Here is a 17792-nt window from a genome sequence, read left to right on the forward strand (position 1 = left end):
AACCTGACTACGTCATTGCACGGGCTGCTGGGAACGTCACCTCGAGATGACCGCGGCCGTCCGCGATCGCGCGGACCTCCGCACCCGCCGAGGCGGCGATGCGCCGGACCACCGGCAGCCCCAGCCCGTACCCGTCGCCGCCGGTCACACCCGCTTCGAAGACCCGGTCGACGTCCGCGGGATCGAATCCGGGGCCGTCGTCCAGGACATCGACCACGATGACCTCGCCCTGGGCGCGAGCGGTGATCCACACACGCGACCGTGCATGCCGCAGGCCGTTCTCCAGCAGGGGCGACAGCAGCGACACGGCCACGTCGGCCGCCATGGCGACCTCGACCTCCGGGGGAATGGCGACCTCGACCGCACGGCCGGCGATCGCCTGCCGCGCGGCGGAGCGCAGATCGCACCGGGACCCCTTGTCCGCCCGTGCGCGCGCGGCGCGCAGAAGCGTCGTGATCGCGGCGTCGAGGCGGTCGACCTCGCCCAGCACCGCCTCCGGCGGCACCGGCTCGCCGGACAGCTGCGCCAGTTGCGCCTCGGCCCGCAGGACCGTGAGCGGTGTCCGCAGCTCGTGGGCGATCTCATCGGTGAGCCGGCGCTCGTCCGCCAGCGCGTTGTCGACGCGCTCCAGGAGATGGTCCAGGGTCCGCCCCAGTTCCCCGAACTCGTCGCGGGGGACCCCGAGGTTGAAGCGGCGCCCGGGTTCGTGATGGCCCCAGTCGTCCGCGAGAGCGGCCATCTCGTGCACGACCCGCAGCGCGCGGCGCACCACGAGGTGTGCGACACCGCCGGCGAGGACGATCGTGAGTCCGCCCAGAATCAGGGACAAGGTCAGGCTGCGCTGCTCGGATGTCTCGTAGGGCGTGAGGTCCACCCGGACGATCACCATGACGTGGTGGCCGTCGATCGAGACCAGCCGCGCGTACAGGAGGTAGTCGCCGACCGACACGGTCTGTGATCGCCCCGACTCCGCAAGCTCCTCGACCCGATCGACCAGGCTCGGCGGCACGTTCCCGTCGAGCAGGCGGCCGTCGGCATACACCCAGGCGACCTCGTCCAGTGCCTCGCTGCCGTTCTCCGTCAGTACGACACGGCCGCCTTTGGCGGTGACGTTCGCCGCGACCGCCTCGGCGCGGGTACGTGCCAGATCGTGTGCGTCGGTGTCCGTCACCCGGCTCAGCAGCACGTGCGAGACCACGACCAAGACCGCGACCACGGCGGTGGCGATCAGCACGGTGAGTGCGACGACCCGCTTACGGAATCCCGTCACTGCCATCGGTAGCCCACGCCGCGGACGGTCAGCAGACGCTCGGCCACACCCAGCGCACCCAGTTTGGCCCGCAGTCGGCGTATATAGGAGTCGAGGGTGTTGTCGCTGACCTGCGCCCCGTGCGGCCAGCCGGTGGCGACGAGGGCGTGGCGGCGTACCGCGTCGCCTTGCGAGGCGATCAGGCGGCCCAGCAGCCGGAACTCGGTCGGGGTCAGGCTCATGCTCACCGAATCGTAGGTCACCACGTGCTTCGCCGGATCGAGGACGACCTCGCGCGGTGCGGGCGCCACGGTGGCCCGGCGCAGCAGCGCCCGGACGCGGACCAGCAGTTCCGGGATGTCGAAGGGTTTGGTCATGTAGTCGTCGGCGCCGGCCTCGAAGCCGCCCACCTTGTGGTGCAGGCCGTCCAAGGCGGTGAGCATCAACACCGGCGCGTCGACGCCGCGAGCCCGCAGGGCCAGGCAGACGTCGCGGCCGTCGGCGTCCGGGAGTCCGAGATCCAGGACGACCAGCTGGGGCGCCGGTGTGAGCTGCCGCAGCAGGCTCTCGGCCGTGGCGGCGACGGAGACGGTGTGGCCGTCGTGCTCCAGGGCGCGCTTGAGGACGCCGCGGACCGCCGCGTCGTCTTCGCACACCATGATGAAAGCCACGTGCCGACCCTAGATACTCCCCTCCCATTTCTCCATCTCCCCTGGTCAACCGCCTGAAGGCCGGGCGCGACCGGGGACCCGGTACGGTTCCGGCGGGCGCTGGTGCTGCCGGCACGGCAGGGAACCAGGTCCCGGTGATCGCGAACTGGAGCGGTGCTGGAGCGGTGGACGAGGCCGCCGTCCGGGACGTGATCCCCAGGCCCAACGAGATCGGCCTGGCCTGCATGGACCCTTGGTGGGCGTGAGGCCAGGCAGCGGAATGCGCAGCAGCGAGCCCTGGAGACGCATGGACCGCGTTGGTGCTTCTCGCGCTGGTGGGACGGCCGGTGTCCTGCGGCCCCTGGGTGTCGGGCCGGGGAGCGTTCTAGGCAAGAGAACGCGACACCGTGGGAGGCCGGACCCGTACGACTCGGTTGGCGGCTGTCTTCTGGAGCAGGCCGTAGGCGAGGACCGGGAGCAGTAGGTGGGGTTTGTCCGGGAGCACGGCGGTGATCAGTACGGCACTGGCGCTGCTGTTGTTCATTCCGCAGGCGAGCGTGAGCGAGGAAGCGGCGGGCGGGTCCAGCCGCAGCAGCCGCGCCGCGCAGCGGCCGAGCACGAACGACAGCTGGCAGACCAGTGCCGCCACGACCAGCGCGGCGCCCAGCAGCAGCGGGCGTGGCCGAGCGACGAAGGAGGCGAGGGCGCCGCTGGCGTTGACGTATGTCAGGACCAGCGAGCCGGCCAGGGCCGCAGGCACGACTGCGCCCAGCGCCCGGCCGAGGAACGACGCGGGCAGGGCGAGCCGGACCAGGATGCCCGCCGCGCAGGGCAGCACCACACCGACGAAGGTGAAGCCACCGCCCGCAGTGTCGACACTCACGGCGAGCGAGCCGGCGTAGCCGCCACTGAGCAGCGGAGTCAGCAGCTCGATCACCAGCGGTGTGGTGAGTGGACTGATGAGGGTGGAGGCGAGGACCAGGCCGACCATGGTCGGCTGGTCGCCGGCGCCCTTGCCGGTCCACACCGTGGCGCCGGCCGCCACGGGCATCGCCACGATCAGGATCATCGCGGTGACCAGGCCGCTGCCGCCGTCGGAGTCGGGCGAGGCGTGCAGCAGGACCGCGACGAGCGGGATGACCAGCAACGGGATCGCCAGGTGCAGCGCCAGCCCGGCGAGCAGTGCACTCGGGCGCCGCAGGACTCGGACCAGTTCACGGATGGGGACCTGGAGTCCGGATGAGAACAGCACCAGCCACAGCAGGCATGGTGCGGTGGACACCGGCAGTCGGATCAGCGGTCCGAGCGGCAGTGCGTGGGAGTGGCGCAGCCACAGACCGGGGCCCGGCACGAGCAGGGCGGCGGCGTAGGACAGGACGACGGCCCGGCCCAGACGACGCCGCAGCCAGGCGCTCGCGCGGTCAGCGGGCGCCGGTGTGACGGTGGGAGCGGGTGCGTGCATGGCGGTCTTCTTCCGTCGCGGGGGCAGGGGAGGGACGGAAGACCGCTATGCGGAGACCATATGCGTGCGTGTCCATGGAGCCATGGTGCGCGCACGGGACGGGCGGGGCGGGTGATCCACGGCGGCAGTCAGGATGTGTTCAGGCACCCGGTGCCATGGTCGGGCAACACGGCATAGGAGACGTCTGAGAATCCGGTGCTTGAAGAGGTCGGCTGCGCTGGAACAAGGTGCCTGAGGTCACCGTCGCCGTCGGCCGCATACCTGACGGAGTCGAAGTCCGGCCCGGTGATCCCCTGCCGGTCGTCGTGCACGTCGGCGCCTGCACGATCCGGCAGAGGTGCACCCCGTGCGGGCCTGCGCGTCGGAGGGCCATAACTTTGCGGTTCTGACCTTGCGTAGGGCGGCCTGTGCGGCCCAGTATCCCGACATACCGTGTGCACCGGCTCCAGGAGGTGTGGCGGCCGAGCAGAGGAAGACCCCGTCGACTCCGGTGGCGTAGGGGTGCAGCGGCGATGACGGCGACGCGCTGCTCACCCCGGCGCGCTCGGCCCCGCCGCGGTGCTGCAGGGTCATCAACTCCCTTCTCGACCACGCCCGCGCCGCAGCGGCGGTGATCCGGGCCCGGGTCGCCGCCGTGGTCGACATCGCGCTGGCGGCTGTCGACGTCGCCGCGACGGTGTTCGTGATGAACGACGGCGGGTGCTTCCACCGCCGGCATCTGCTCGCCGAAGCCCGCCGCCACCTCGCCCTCGTCCTGCGCGGCCGCCGCCGCGACTCCGGCCTGGACGACCCAATCGTGGCTGCCGCGATCTCCGCCCACTGCCTGGACATCGGCGAGTCGAAGACCGTACGCGGGCTGGAGGTCGGCTGCCGCCTCTACACCGCCCGGTGGTCCCTGTCCGACCTCCCCGGCCGCCGATGAGTCCCGGTCCCCGCGCTCGATCCGGACCGGCAGCCCCCGGCCGGTCCCGGCGAGCCGGCCGCATCCCGGCCGGGCCAGGATGCGGGGAGTGGGAGATCCCCCGTATTCCGCTCTGGCACGCACCGCGCCGCCCTCGTCGGCGCGGTGCGTGCCAGATTGGGTCAACCTGTGCCGGCGGGCCAGGTCGCTGACCCCTACCGACGTTGATCGTTCCTCGCGAACGGCTCGAAGGCATCAGCCGCAGCTCTGACCGGCCACGTCCGGGCCGTCGCCTTCCATCCCGGGAACGGGCAGCTGGATCTGCGGCCGGACTCGCCCGCCTACTCCATCCGGTTGCGTCTGATCACCGCCCGCGTCATCGCAGCGGCGAACACGTCGATCGGCAGCAAGGCGGTGCGTTCTGTGCGGGTCCTACCCGTCGGCGCGGTTCCCGCTTCGTCTGCGCCGCAGTCCGTCGTTGTGTCGACGCCCGCCTCACCGGTGCCAGCGGTGTGCCCGTCGACCCGCCTCCTGAGAGGTACCTGCAGGCGCGTGCAGCGCTGCGAAGTGCCGGGCCGGTTGGGGGCCATCGCCCGCCGCTTGGCGACGCGCGCTGCTTCATTGGTCGGGGGCGGTGTTGTAGGTGCGCCACATGCGGGCGTAGGCGCCGTGTTGTCGCAGGAGGTCGTCGTGGCTTCCGCTCTCGACGATGCGACCGTTGTTGATCACGATGATGCGGTCGGCGAGGCGGGCGGTCTGGAGCCGGTGGGCGATGAGGATGGTGGTGCGGTCGTGGGCGAGGGTGCGCATAGCGGCGGTCACCCGTGCTTCGGTGGCGAGGTCGAGGTTGGATGTTGCCTCGTCGAGCAGGAGGAGGGAAGGATCGGCGAGTTGGGCGCGAGCGAGGGCTACGAGCTGTCGTTGCCCGGAGGACAGTGACGCGCCTCGTTCGGTGAGGTCGGTGAGGTAGCCGTGGGGCAGTGCGGCGATGACGTCGTGGGCGCCGACGGCGCGGGCGGCGGCTTCGACCTGGGCGTCGGTGGCGTCGGGGCGTCCGTAGGCGATGTTGTCGCGGACGCTGGCGGCGAACAGGAACCCTTCCTGGGGGACGTAGCCGAGGTGGCTTCGGAAGCCGTGGAGGTCCAGGGTGCGCAGGTCGTGGCCGTCGAAGCGCACCGACCCGTCGAGGGGGTCGTAGAAGCGGGCGAGGAGTTTGAGGAGGGTGGACTTGCCGGCACCGGTTTCGCCGACGACGGCGACGGTCTGGCCGGGGTCGATGTGCAGGTCGAAGTCGCGCAGGGCGTCGAACGGCATGTCGGGGTAGGCGAAGCGGACGTTGGCGAGCTCGACTTCGCCGATGGCGGTGGGGAGGTCGAGGGGCTGGCTGGGCTGTGGGGTGAGAGTCTCGGCGGCCATGAGGTCGCTGATGCGGTCGATGGCGACGCGGGTCTGCTGCCAGATGTCGAATACCTGGGACAGTTGCTGGACGGGGCTGAAGAACAGGTCGATGTAGAGGAGGAACGCGACCAGGGTGCCGCTGGTGGTCGCCCCGGAGTGGATGAGGGCCGCGCCCAGGCCGAGGACGATGGCGTCGGCGAGCGCGGACATGAGCTGCACGAAGGGGAAGAAGACCGCGACGACGCGCTGGGTCGCGACCCTGGTGCGCAGGTAGTCGGCGTTGAGCTGGTGGAAGCGGCGGATGGTGGCGGGTTCGTGGGTGAATGCCTGGGTCTCGCGGATGCCGGACAGACTCTCTTGGAAGTCGGCGTTGACGGCGGCGATGCGTTCGCGGGTCGCGGTGTAGAGGCTGCGTGAGCATCGGCGGAACCACGTCGTGGCGGCGGCCACGGGGATCATGACGCTCAGGACGGCCGCGGCGAGCCGCCAGTCGACGGCGAACAGCACCGCGGCGATACCGGCGAAGGTCACCATGGCGACCAGTGCGTTGAGCAGGCCGCTGGAGACCAGGGACTCGAACTGGTCGACGTCGGAGGTCATCCGGGTGGTGATCCGCCCGGCGGGCTCACGTTCGTAGTAGTCCAGGGACAGCCGTTGCAGTTGGCCCCAGATCCGCAGCCGCAGCGAGAGCATGACCCGCTCGGCGGTGCGGCCGGTGATGAAGGTGCTGCCGGTCTCGACGAGGAGGTCGACCAGGATGACGGCCAGGTAGACGCCTGACGCGATCAGCAGGGTGCGTTGCGCTCCGGCGCTGACGCCGGAGTCGATGCCTGCCTTGACCAGGAAGGGTCCGGCCAGTCCGGCGGTGGCGTCCAGCACCACCAGGGCGAGGCCAGTCAGCAGGGCCCGGCGAAACCGGGCCAGCAGGGTGCGCAGGCTGAAGTCCCGGTCAGGCGCGGTCTCGGCGTCCAGGTCGATGTCGGCTCGGTCGCGGACCGGGGGCAGTGCTGCGACCCGGGCGAGGAGTTCCGGGGTGGGCGGCAGGCCCGCCATGGTGCCGCGGCCCCGCCCTGACCGCCGTCCGCTTCCGGCCTGCCGGACGCGGGACGCCTGCGGAGTCCAACGTGCGGTCGCGTCCCCGGTGCTGGCCCAGGCCGAGGCGGTCACCGCACCGGCCTTCGCCACCTGGTCGCGGGCGGTGATCGCGGCGAGGGCCTCGATCGAGTCGCCGGCCTGGCGCGTCGGGTCGGCGGCCTGTTCCAGCCCGGAGAGCAGTTCGCGGTAGCGGGGACTGCGGGTGGCCAGTTCCTCATGTGTGCCGTGGTCGGCGATGCGTCCGTTCTCGAGCACCACGACGCGGTCGGCCAGGTGCAGGGTTGACAGGCGGTGGGCGATCAGCAGCGTCGTGCGGCCGGCCAGCACCGTGCGCAGGGCGTTGTGGATCGCGTTCTCGGTACGGGCGTCGACCGCGCTCGTGGCGTCGTCCAGGATCAGGACGCGCGGGTCGGCCAGGATCGCCCGGGCCAGCGCGAGGCGCTGGCGCTGCCCGCCGGACAAGGTGAGCCCCCGTTCGCCGACCACGGTGTCGTAGCCGGCCGGCAGGCTGGCCACGAAGTCGTGGGCCTGGGCGGCCCGGCCGGCGGCCTCGATGTCGGCGGCGCCCGCGTCCGGGCGGGCGTAGGCGATGTTGTCGCGGATGGAGCCGGAGAACAGGAACGGCTCCTCGAACGCTATAGCGATCTGCCCGCGCAGGGACCGCAGCGTGACCTCGCGCAGGTCGTGCCCGTCCACGGACACGCTTCCGGCGTCGGGATCCCAGAAGCGGGGTACGAGCATGGCCAGGGTGGACTTGCCGCTGCCGCTGGCGCCGACCACCGCGACCCGCTCCCCGGGGGCGAGCCGCAGCGACACCCCCCGCAGCACCGGGTTGCCGCCGTGGCTGATGCTGACGTCGTCGAAGACGACCTCTCCGCGCACCTGACCCAGCTCGATCGCGTCCGGGGCGTCGGCCACCGCCGGACGCTGCTCCAGCAGCTGGTAAATGCGCTCCACTCCGACCCGGGCCTGCTGGGCGACGGTGAGGATGCCGGCCAGCTGTCGGGTCGGGGCGGCGAACTGTCCCACATAGGTCGAGAACGCCAGGAAGGTGCCGATCGTCAGGTGCCCGTGCAGTGCCAGCAGGCCGCCGCAGGCCAGTACCGCCACCTGGGCCAGTTGCGGGATCGCCTCAAGAACCGGCTGGTAGCGGGCGTTGATGCGGGTGGCCCGCAGCCGGGAGCCGTACAGGCGCTGGGCCGCCTCCGCGAGCCGTCCGATCTCGTGCCGCTCCTGCCCGAACGCCTTGACCACCCGCACACCGGAAACTCCGTCGTCGACGATCTGGATCAGCTCGCCCTCGCGTTGCTGGCCGTCCCAGGTCGCCGGGAAAACCCGCTGCCGCATTCGGTAGGACACGCCCAGCAGCGCCGGCAGCACCAGCAGGGCGAGCAGCGCAAGCGGCGGCGACAGGACGATCATGACGATCACGGACAGCACCATCATCAGCACGTTGCCGCCGATGACCGGGAGGTAGAGCAGCAGCCCGCCCACCAGCGCGGTGTCCGAGTTCGCTCGGGAGATCAGCTGGCCGGTCGGCAGCCCCGACAACGCGGTGCGGTCCAGGCCCAGGAGGTGGTCGTGGATCGCATTGCGCAGGTCGGCCTGCACGCTCAGCCCGACCCGGGCGCCGTGATAGCGGCGCAGGTAGGACATGGCGAACGCGATCCCGGCCACAGCGAACAGCACGGTCAGCCACGGCCACAGCCTGCCCTGGCGGCCCACGATCACGGTGTCGATGATCTGGCGGGCGACCAGCGGCACCGCGACCTGCGCGGCCGAACCCAGCACCGAGGCAGCGGCGCTGATCAGCGCATCACGGCGGTGGCTCCACAACGCGGACCGCAGCCTCCCCACCCACGAGACCCCACTGCTCGGCCCCGCCTCCGGGCCGGCACTGCCGCATCCAGCGCCCCGACGGCTGCCCGGCCCGAACGCGCCGTCCCCCGAGCCGCCCGCAGCGGCGCGCTCGGGCCCCGCAGCGGCGGGCGCGGCACCGCTCATGCCTCACCTGCGCGCACGGCCCGGGCTTCGAGCATGGCCACGACGTCGGCGGTGCTGGCGGTCTCGCCCAGGCGGGGGAAGATCCGGGCCAGGCTGTTGCGGTGTGCCTCGGCACGGGGGTCGGTCATCGCGTCGACCGCAAGCACGACGTGCAGCCCGTGCTCGTGGGCCGCGCGGGCGGTGGACTCCACACCAACGCTGGTGGCCACCCCGGTGACCACGACCTGGGTCACGCCGCGAGCCCCGAGCGCCTCGGCCAGCCCGGTGCCGTGGAACGCCCCCCAGGTGCGTTTGGTGATCCGGATGTCGCCCTCGGCTGCGCCGAGTTCATCCAGCAGCTCGGTCCAGTCCTCCGCCCGCGGGGACCGGGTCCCGTCGCGGCGCTGCTTGTCGTCAGTACGGCCCGGGGCCCCGCCGGCGACGTTCACGAGCACGACCGGCAGGCCGTGCGCGCGGAACCGGGCCGCAAGAAGGGCGGAGTTCTCCACGACCGTGGAGTAGAACGGCAGACGCGGGCCGCCGACCCCCTTCTGCAGGTCGACGACGATCAGGGCGGGAGTCGGGTCCAGGACGGTCAGTGGCATCAGTGTCTCTTTCCGATCAGTTCACAACACGCGGGATGCTTTGGGTGGTTCAGGCCGTCGCAGAGCCGGTCCCGGAGGAGCCGCCCGGCGTGAAGCGAGCCAGACGCTCGACCAGGTCACCCGCCCGCTTGAGAACCTCGACCTCCTCGTCGCTCAGCTGCGCGGCGATCGCCCGCCCCAGCCAGGTGTCGCGCTCGGCGCGGAACTCCGACAGCGACCGCGCGCCCTCCTCCGTCAGCGACAGATTGACTCGGCGCCCGTCCTCACGGTCCCGCTCACGCACGAGGTAGCCCCGGCCTTCAAGCTCGCGCAGCGCCGCCGCCACGTTCGAGCTCGTCATCCGCAACTCCTCACCCACCTCCCGCGGCGTGACGCCCTCACGGCGGGCGATCACCGCCGACACCTGCACCGCGCTGCGCGACAGTCCGTCCACCGAGGGCAGCTCCTGGCGCAAGCGGCGCTGCAGCGACTTCAGCTGCCGACGGAACCGTCGGATCTCATCGTCTCTCATAAAAGCTATTCTATATAGCTATATTACATAGGCCAAATGGTTGGCCGGACCGCCAACGGACAAGCAGGGCTTAGGTTCTGTCGTCAAATGTCACGCCCACATCAGGAGGGATGCGAGGGCGACGGCCGCTTCGTAGGACTGGGCGGTCTTGTCATAGCGGGTGGCGATGCCTCGCCGCTGTTTCAAGCGGTTGGAGCACCGTTCCACGACGTTGCGGTGTGTGTATGCCTCGCGGTCGAAGGCCGGCGGGCGGCCTCCGTGGCTGCCGCGCCGGGCCCGGTTGCGGACCTGGTCGGCCCGTTCGGGGATCGTGTGTGGGATGCCGTGGCGGCGGAGCCGGCCGCGGATGGCTCTTGAGCTGTAGCCCTTGTCGCCCAGGACGTGGTCGGGCCGGATCCGGGGGCGCCCCGGTCCGAGGCGGGGCACCCGGATCGCTTCCATCACGGCGGTGAACTGGGTGCAGTCGTTGGTGTTGCCGCCCGTGACGACGAAGGCGAGTGGGCGGCCCCGGCCGTCGCAGGCCAGGTGGATCTTGCTGGTCAGGCCACCTCTGGACCGGCCGAGGGCCGGGTCGCGGAGCCCCCTTTTCGGGCTCCGGCCGCATGCTGATGAGCGCGGACGATCGTGGAATCGACCGACACCAGCCACTCGATGTCTCCCGCCGCGTCCGCCTTCGCCTGCGCGGCCCGCAGCATCCGGTCGAACGTCCCGTCCGCCGCCCACCTGCGAAATCGCGTATGCAGGGTGGCCCACGGACCGTAGCGATCGGGCACATCCCGCCAGGCCGTCCCGGTCCGGAACTTCCACACGATCCCGTTCAGGACCCTGCGGTCGTCCAGCCGCTTCCGCCCCCGCAACGACTCGGGCAACAGCGGCCGGACGAACTCCCACTCAGCATCGGACAGTTCATGGCGACGTATCACGACACCATGATCCACCAGCAGTGATCATTTGAAGACACTGCCTAGGAGTCGGCGATGGCAGCGAACAGCGCTGCGGCCCGGGCGATCACTGCGCGGTCTTCGGCGTCGAGGGCATCCAGTTGCGCGTCGAGCCAGGCGTTGCGCTGCGCCTGCGTGGTGCAGCCGAGCCGGTCGCCCTCCTCGGTGGCGCTGAAGAGCACCCTTCGGCGATCGTCTGGGGCGCGGGAGCGCACGGCGTAACCGGCCGAGGTCAGGCGGTTCACCGTCTGACTCATCGAGGCGGGCGAGACCCCGCCGCGCTCGCTCAGGGCGGTCAGTGTCTGCGGCCCGCGCTTGTGCAGATGAACGAGCACGTCCAGCGCGACATCTCCCAGCTCCCCTTCGGGGCGCTCGGTGCGGAAGCGGCGGACCAGGCGCCAGACGGCGTCACGCACCTGCATGCCGAGGTCGGTCTCCTGGAGCCCGGCGGCGGACTGCCCGGCCGTTAGGTCGTCGCCGGTTGCATGCGTCTCCATAGCTGCTTAATATACCTAAAGAAATCTTTCGTATACCTAACCACTGACGGTCAGGAAGTTGCTCGAGCCATGCCCGCAAACCCTCTCGGGGTCGCACTGCGCAACCGGCGCGCCGGTCACCACACCCTCGTCTGGGCCCACCCCGACCTCCGGGCCCCGGGCAACCTCACGCTGACCAGCCCCGCCTTCGCCCACGGCGCCTCCATTCCGGCCCGATACCGCGGCCGCGTGTTCGGCGCGAACATCTCGCCGCCCCTCGCCTGGACCCCGCCCCCCGCGGGCACCGTCGAGCTCGCGCTCATCGTGCAGGACCCCGACGTCCCTTTCGGCAAGCCGGCCACACACGGACTCGCGCTCGGCATCGACCCCGCCCTGACCGGCATCGCGGAGAACGCCCTCGCGAACCCCAGCCCCGTGCCCGGCCTCCGGCTCGGCAAGGGCCCGCTCGGGCGCCGCGGCTACGCGGGACCCATGCCGATCAAGTCGCACGGCCCCCACGCCTACGTCTTCCAGCTCTTCGCCCTATCCCGGGCCACGGAACTGCCGGACGGCTTCTCCCTCGACCAGATGCTCACCGCCCTCGCGGGCCACGTCGTCGGACGAGCGCGCCTTGACGGGATCTACGAAATCTCCTGAGCAACAGTGGCAGCAGGCACGGGGAGTAATCGTCAAGACCTGTGGTCCGATTGATCTCAGTTTCGCTCGTGTGGGTTGATCGCGACGAGTTCGACCTCGAAGCCGTCGTCGTTCTCCAGGTAGGCGGCGTAGTGCTGTCCGCCGCCGGCGTATGGGTGCCGCTCGGGGAACATCAGCTGCCAGCCGTGCTGAGCGGCGTCGGCAGTCAGCTTCTCGACCCTGGTGGCGTCTTCGACGTGGAAGGCCAGGTGGTTCAGCCCCGGGCGGCAGCGATCGTGCCGTTCGGCAGTGAGGGCCGGGGACTGCTCGATGACCAGGTAGGTCGGCCCGAGCCGCCAACTGCGGCCGTCGTCCCAGTTTTGGTGAACAGCGTATCCCAGCGCCTCCAGCAGCCAACCGAGTGAGGCGAGTGCGCGGTGGAGGTTGGGCACCCACAACTCGACGTGATGCAGCGAGCCGTGTGTGGGCCGGCTCATGCGGCCGCCTCCTCAGCACGCTCGACGAGGTGGCCGTTTTCTGAGCGGGCGCCGGAGCGGACGAGGGCGACGAGGTGCGGTGCGGTGACCGCCCGCCAGCGGGCCTGGGCGGCTTCCGCGAGCTTGAACACCATCGCCAGGGCGGCGGCCGGGCTGCCGGCACCCCGGGTGACCTTGGTTCGCAGCCTGATGGTGGAGAACGTGGACTCGATCGGGTTCGTGGTCCGCAGGTGGATCCAGTGTTCGGCCGGGAAGTTGTAGAACGCCGAGAGCTCGTCCAGGTCGTCGGTGATCTTCTCGGCGGCCCTGGGCCACTTCGTCGAGTAGTCCTTCGCAAACCGTTTCGCCGCCCGCTCGGCATGGGCCCGGTCCTCGGCGTTGTAGATCTCCTGCAAGGCCTTCTTCGCTCCCGCGTGCCCGGACTTCGGCAGTGCGTTGACCACATTTCGGGTCTTGTGAACCCAGCACCTTTGGTGCCTGGTCTGCGGAAACACCTCCGCAAGGGCCCGCCACAGGCCCATCGCCCCGTCGCCCACGACGAGCTCCGGATCGCGCATGCCGCGCCGCCGGCAGTCCCGCAGCATGTCCGCCCACGACTCGGTCGACTCCCGCAGCCCCTCGGCCAGGGCGATCAGCTCCTTGGTGCCGTCCAGGCGCACCCCCATCAGGACCAGTACGCAGGAATGGGCCTGGCCGAGGCGGACCCTGGGGTGGACGCCGTCGGCCCAGACGTAGACGTAGTCCGTCTCCGACAGGTCGCGTCGCTGGAAGGCGGCGTGGTCGTCCTGCCACTGCCTGGTGAGCCGGTTCACGGTCGCCGCCGACAGGCCGGCCGCGGAGCCGAGGAACTGCTCGAGCGCCGGCACGAAGGCCGACGCCTCTTCAGCCATGCTCCACCGCATAAGGAAGTAGATCACCGGACCACTGGCTTCGCCGATCAGCGGCCCCGTTGACCAGGGCGAGGTGTCCTCTTCGTCCTCGGTGATGTCGCATCACCGCTCAAGCAGCGCGGCCACGTAGGCCGCCATGCGTTCGGATGGGCCCCCAAACCACAGGCGTAAGCATCATCTGACTCATGAAGTCGCTGCGCCGGGCATCGAAGTCACCTCCTCCCAGCGCACCCAGATATCGCCCGACGGCCGCATGACAGGGCTGTGCACCAACGCAACCCACCGGAAACACCCTGGGAGCTGGTGCTGCCTGGGCGCCGGGGCGTGATGAAGCTCAACGGCGGTGGCATGTCGACCACATGCGGCCCAAGTGCGGATGTGCGGGCCGAGCGGCAAGCTGGTGCCGTAGGCCGCGACTGTCGAAGGAGTGCCATGGTAGCGGTGGCCGCAGGTGTGATCGCCGGAGCATCGGTCTGGTGGCGGACGACCCTGCCGGCTGCGGGCGTGATCGTGGCAATCCTGCTGACGCCAGTGATGTGCGCCAGGCTGATGCATGCGGCTTCTGGGCAGGTGCCGTGACCGAGAGCGCGTCGCGACCGGCGACCGGCGCGCGGCGGCCCTATCTGATCGTGAATCCGCGTTCGGGCGGAGGGAAAGCGAGCCGGTTCCGGATCGCGGAGCGGGCCCAGGCGCTCGGGGCTCAGGTCTTTCTGATCGATCATTCCCTGCCACAGGACCTGGCGGCTGTCGCCCGACGCGCGGTGGATGACGGTGCGGTTCTGCTGGGAGTGGCCGGTGGAGACGGCACCCAGGCACTTGTCGCCGAGGTGGCCGCGGAAAGCGGCCTGCCTTTCGTCGTCGTTCCGGTGGGCACGCGCAACCACTTCGCGATGGATCTCGGTCTGGACCGTGAGGACCCTTCGGCCGCACTGGAGGCCCTGACGGACGGCGTGGAGCTGCGCGTGGATCTCGGGTACGCAGGCGAGCGGGCATTCGTCAACAACGTGTCGTTCGGGGCGTATGCCGCCCTGGTGCAGGACCCGGCCTACCGGGAGGACAAGATCGGCACGATGGTGCGGATCCTCCCGGAATTCCTGGCCCGTCACCAAGGGCCGGAGCTGGTGGTACGTGCCGGGCTGCTCACCGTGGACCGGCCGGACGCCGTGCTGGTGAGCAACAATCCCTACCAGATCGACGACCCGGCCGGGCTCGACAGACGTGCGCAGCTCGACTCCGGGCTTCTGGGAGTACTGGCCGCCAGGGCGGAGACACCCGCCGAAACGGCCGCCAGGCTGCGAAGCGGGCAGATGCACGGACTGGCCCGTCTGGCAACACCTGAGGACGTCGTCATCCACGCCGATGCCCCGGTCGTCCCCGTCGGGCTGGACGGCGAGGCCGACACCCTGCGGACTCCCGTGCGGTGCCGGATCAGTCCCCGGACGCTGCGGGTGTGGGTTCCCCGCCATCGGCCGGGCGTCGCGCGCACGGGACGGCGACCGCCGGGTTGGGCCGTCATCCAGCGGGCTGCCTCACTCGTCGATCGATCTCATGGCCGTCACACCGGCTGACCGGAGCACACCGCACGATGGGCAGCACGTCCCCCAGACCGGGCCCGATTGACCCATGGAGACGTGAGCGGCGAAGGGTGGAAGGTGGGAGTGTGAGGCCACTGCCAGATAGTCCGTGCACGGGGCCGTCCCCTGGCTTGCTCAGCACTGCCGGACGTTCGTCCGGCTCTGTGTCGACGCGTTCCTCCCTGTGGGAGGGCAGCAGCCCAGGCGGTGGTCGTTCATGGTGACCGCTGTCGGGGCGAGGCCGGTGGCCGGGGAGCGGGCCGTCTCGGCGGCCGCCCTGCCCACTGCGCAGGTGCTCCGTGATCTTGAGGTGACCGCCGACGGCCTCTCGTCGGAGGAGGCAGCACGACGGCTGAAGCGCTGGGGACCGAACGCCGTCCACTCCCACCGGGCCCGGGCCTGGCTGGTGCTGTGGCATCAGGTGCGGTCCCCGCTGCTCGGCCTGCTGCTGGCCGCGGCCGTGGTGTCGTACTTCGTGGGGGAGCGCAGCGACGCGGTGATCATCGGGGTGATCGTGGCGCTCTCCGTCGGCCTGGGTTTCGTCAACGAGTTCCGGGCGGAGAAGACTGCCCAGTCGCTGCACGCGAAGATCCGGCACCGGGCGGTCGTACTGCGCGACGGGCGACCACAGGAGGTGGAGGTCACCGCCCTGATCCCGGGTGATGTGGTCGAGTTGCGGCTCGGCGACATCGTGCCCGCAGATCTGCGGTTGCTTGCGACCGCGGGGCTGGAGTGCAGCGAGTCGGTGCTGACCGGTGAGTCACTGCCGGTCGCGAAGGACACCGCCGCCGTGCCGCCCGGCACGCCGCTGGCGGATCTGACCGGCTGCGCCCTGATGGGCACCGTGGTGCACTGTGGAAGCGGCCGCGGTGTCGTGGTCGCCACCGGTGCCGAGGCCGAGTTCGGGAAGATCGCCGCCGGTCTGAGCGGACACCAGCTGGAGACCGAGTTCCAGGTGGGGCTGCGCCGCTTCTCCATGCTCCTGGTCTACGTCGCCGGGGCACTGACCACGTCGATCTTCATCATCAACGTCGCACTGCACAAGCCTCTGATCGACGCCCTGCTGTTCTCCCTGGCCATCGCGGTCGGCATCACCCCGCAGCTGCTGCCCGCGGTCGTCTCCACCAGCCTCGCCGCGGGCTCCCAGCGGATGAGCAGACGAAAGGTGCTGGTCAAACGGCTGGTGTGTATCGAGGACCTCGGCGACGTCGATGTATTGTTCACCGACAAGACCGGAACCCTCACCCAGGGACGCATCGACTTCATACGGGCCGTACCCGTCGCCGGTACCTCCGCGGAAGAAGTGTTGCGCCTCGGCCTGTTGTGCACCGAGACGGACGTGGACGACCAGGGTCGGCCCGTGGGCGGAAACCCGCTCGACGACGCTCTGTGGGACTCACCGGCCGCGGCCGCCCAGCACTCGTCGCTGACCGGCTGGACGCGGACTGCCGTCCTGCCCTTCGACCATGAGCGGCGGATGGTCTCCGTCACCGTCACCGATCCCGCCGGTGACACCCTGCTCATCACCAAGGGAGCCCCGGAGACGGTACTGGAACGCTGCGCAGAGGTCCCCGAGCCGGTCCGCGAGGCGCTGGACGCCGAGTTCGCCGCCGGGAACCGAGTCGTCGCGGTGGCGACCCGCCCTGCCCACCCAGCAACCGCAATCAGTGCCCTCGACGAGCGGGGCCTTCGCCTGGCCGGCCTGCTGGTCTTCCGCGACCCGCCCAAACACGACGCGGCCGAGGCTCTGGCGCGGCTGAGCGCGCTCGGCATCACGACGAAGATCGTCACCGGGGACAACACCGCGGTCGCCGCCAAGGTCTGCCACGACCTGGGGCTGACCGACGCCGCGGTGCTGACGGGGAACGACCTGGACGCCATGGACGACGAGCAACTCACCACAGCTATCCGCGACACCACCGTCTTCGCCCGGGTCAGCCCCGAGCACAAGGCGCGCATCGTGCGGATCCAGCGGAAGACCGGTGGCGACGTCGCCTTCCTCGGCGACGGCGTCAACGACGCCCTCGCGCTGCACGCCGCCGACGTGGGCATCTCGGTGGACTCGGCCACCGACGTGGCCAAGGACGCGGCCGACGTGATCCTGCTGGAGAAGGACCTCGGGGTTTTGGCAGACGGGGTCGCCGAGGGGCGACGCATCTTCGCCAACACGATCAAGTACGTCCTGATGGGCACGTCCAGCAATTTCGGCAACATGTTCAGCGCGGCCGGTGCCTCGCTGTTTCTGCCCTTCCTGCCGATGCTGCCCTCTCAGATCCTGCTCAACAACCTGTTGTACGACACCAGCCAGCTCGCCATCCCCACCGACCAGGTCGACGAGGAGCAGGTGCGGCGGCCCGCGCACTGGGACATCGCCTTCATCCGGCGCTTCATGATCTGCTTCGGACCGATCAGCTCCCTGTTCGACTTCGTCACCTTCGCCGTGATGCTGGGCGTCTTCCACGCCGACGCCGCTCAGTTCCACACCGGCTGGTTCGTGGAGTCCCTCGCAACACAAACCCTGGTGATCTTCGCCATCCGCACCCGTCGCGTCCCCTTCTGGCACAGCCGCCCGAGCCTGCTCCTCACACTCACGGCGCTGGGTGTCGTCGCCCTCGGTGCCGCCCTGCCGGCCACCCCACTGGCCCGTGTCCTCGGCTTCCGACTGCTCCCGGCCGGCTTCTTCGCCGCCGTGGCCGCCATGGTCGTCGTCTACCTGCTCCTCGTCGAGTTCGCCAAGTGGATCTTCTACCGGACCTCGCGTGCACCGGCACGCCCCCAACCGGCCCCCGGTCACCGGCACCTACGCCGCCGCGCAGCACGGTTCAGCACCATCACCCGAATACCGCACCCGCAAGCCCCCGTCGCCCACCAGTGATCGGTCCACACCCGAAGGGCATCACCGCGTCACTGCACTCGCCGACTTC

At 70.4% G+C, this 17792-nt stretch carries 12 protein-coding genes and 2 pseudogenes; 4 read left to right on the forward strand and 10 right to left on the reverse strand.

Annotated features, from left to right (window positions below; all coding sequences use genetic code 11):
* Window positions 1–7: 7 nt before the first annotated feature.
* The 3 genes from ACSP97_RS32890 to ACSP97_RS32900 form a co-directional block, all read right to left on the reverse strand.
* Complete coding sequence (locus ACSP97_RS32890; protein WP_440555667.1) at window positions 8–1276, reverse strand: sensor histidine kinase; 1269 nt, start codon at window positions 1274–1276, stop codon at window positions 8–10.
* The gene (locus tag ACSP97_RS32895; protein ID WP_355146908.1) at window positions 1267–1920 is read right to left on the reverse strand and encodes a response regulator transcription factor; all 654 of its coding nucleotides are present in this window, start codon (window positions 1918–1920) and stop codon (window positions 1267–1269) included. Before ACSP97_RS32895 ends, ACSP97_RS32890 begins: the two co-directional genes overlap by 10 nt.
* 364 nt (window positions 1921–2284) lie before the next feature.
* Window positions 2285–3361 carry a sodium-dependent transporter gene (locus ACSP97_RS32900; RefSeq protein WP_355146910.1) on the reverse strand — a complete coding sequence of 359 codons (1077 nt, stop codon included), beginning with the start codon at window positions 3359–3361 and terminating at the stop codon, window positions 2285–2287.
* 610 nt (window positions 3362–3971) lie between these two features.
* Between ACSP97_RS32900 and ACSP97_RS32905 the strand changes: the two genes are divergently transcribed.
* Entirely contained in the window at window positions 3972–4283 is a 312-nt protein-coding gene (locus ACSP97_RS32905; protein WP_355146914.1) for a hypothetical protein, read from the forward strand.
* Between the two features lie 597 nt (window positions 4284–4880).
* Here ACSP97_RS32905 and ACSP97_RS32910 read toward each other — a convergent pair.
* From ACSP97_RS32910 to ACSP97_RS32930, 5 genes and pseudogenes are all read right to left on the reverse strand, one after another.
* A complete protein-coding gene (locus tag ACSP97_RS32910) occupies window positions 4881–8612 on the reverse strand; it encodes an ABC transporter ATP-binding protein (RefSeq protein ID WP_440555670.1) in 3732 nt (1243 codons plus the stop codon).
* Between the two features lie 143 nt (window positions 8613–8755).
* Window positions 8756–9343, reverse strand: coding sequence for an isochorismatase family protein (locus ACSP97_RS32915; RefSeq protein WP_440555672.1), 588 nt, complete (start codon window positions 9341–9343; stop codon window positions 8756–8758).
* 49 nt (window positions 9344–9392) lie between these two features.
* Window positions 9393–9854 carry a MarR family winged helix-turn-helix transcriptional regulator gene (locus tag ACSP97_RS32920; RefSeq protein WP_355146920.1) on the reverse strand — a complete coding sequence of 154 codons (462 nt, stop codon included), beginning with the start codon at window positions 9852–9854 and terminating at the stop codon, window positions 9393–9395.
* A gap of 90 nt (window positions 9855–9944) precedes the next feature.
* Window positions 9945–10774, reverse strand: a pseudogene (locus ACSP97_RS32925) (IS5 family transposase).
* A gap of 44 nt (window positions 10775–10818) precedes the next feature.
* Window positions 10819–11292, reverse strand: coding sequence for a MarR family winged helix-turn-helix transcriptional regulator (locus tag ACSP97_RS32930; RefSeq protein ID WP_440555674.1), 474 nt, complete (start codon window positions 11290–11292; stop codon window positions 10819–10821).
* A gap of 69 nt (window positions 11293–11361) precedes the next feature.
* Here ACSP97_RS32930 and ACSP97_RS32935 point away from each other — a divergent pair, with 69 nt between their 5' ends.
* Window positions 11362–11928 carry a YbhB/YbcL family Raf kinase inhibitor-like protein gene (locus ACSP97_RS32935; protein ID WP_355146924.1) on the forward strand — a complete coding sequence of 189 codons (567 nt, stop codon included), beginning with the start codon at window positions 11362–11364 and terminating at the stop codon, window positions 11926–11928.
* 56 nt (window positions 11929–11984) lie between these two features.
* Here ACSP97_RS32935 and ACSP97_RS32940 read toward each other — a convergent pair whose 3' ends face one another.
* Together ACSP97_RS32940 and ACSP97_RS32945 are read right to left on the reverse strand one after the other, a co-directional pair.
* Window positions 11985–12404, reverse strand: coding sequence for a VOC family protein (locus tag ACSP97_RS32940; RefSeq protein WP_355146926.1), 420 nt, complete (start codon window positions 12402–12404; stop codon window positions 11985–11987).
* Window positions 12401–13340, reverse strand: a pseudogene (locus ACSP97_RS32945) (IS256 family transposase); the annotation flags it as partial. The pseudogene ACSP97_RS32945 and the gene ACSP97_RS32940, both read right to left, overlap by 4 nt.
* A 430-nt stretch (window positions 13341–13770) precedes the next feature.
* Here ACSP97_RS32945 and ACSP97_RS32950 point away from each other — a divergent pair.
* Window positions 13771–14862 carry a diacylglycerol/lipid kinase family protein gene (locus tag ACSP97_RS32950; RefSeq protein WP_440555677.1) on the forward strand — a complete coding sequence of 364 codons (1092 nt, stop codon included), beginning with the start codon at window positions 13771–13773 and terminating at the stop codon, window positions 14860–14862.
* Window positions 14863–15085: 223 nt separating this feature from the next.
* Window positions 15086–17743 carry a magnesium-translocating P-type ATPase gene (mgtA, locus tag ACSP97_RS32955; RefSeq protein ID WP_440555678.1) on the forward strand — a complete coding sequence of 886 codons (2658 nt, stop codon included), beginning with the start codon at window positions 15086–15088 and terminating at the stop codon, window positions 17741–17743.
* Window positions 17744–17792 lie beyond the last annotated feature (49 nt).

The organism is Streptomyces sp. SCPE 10, from assembly GCF_051980735.1.
Taxonomy (GTDB): Bacteria; Actinomycetota; Actinomycetes; order Streptomycetales; family Streptomycetaceae; genus Streptomyces; species Streptomyces misionensis.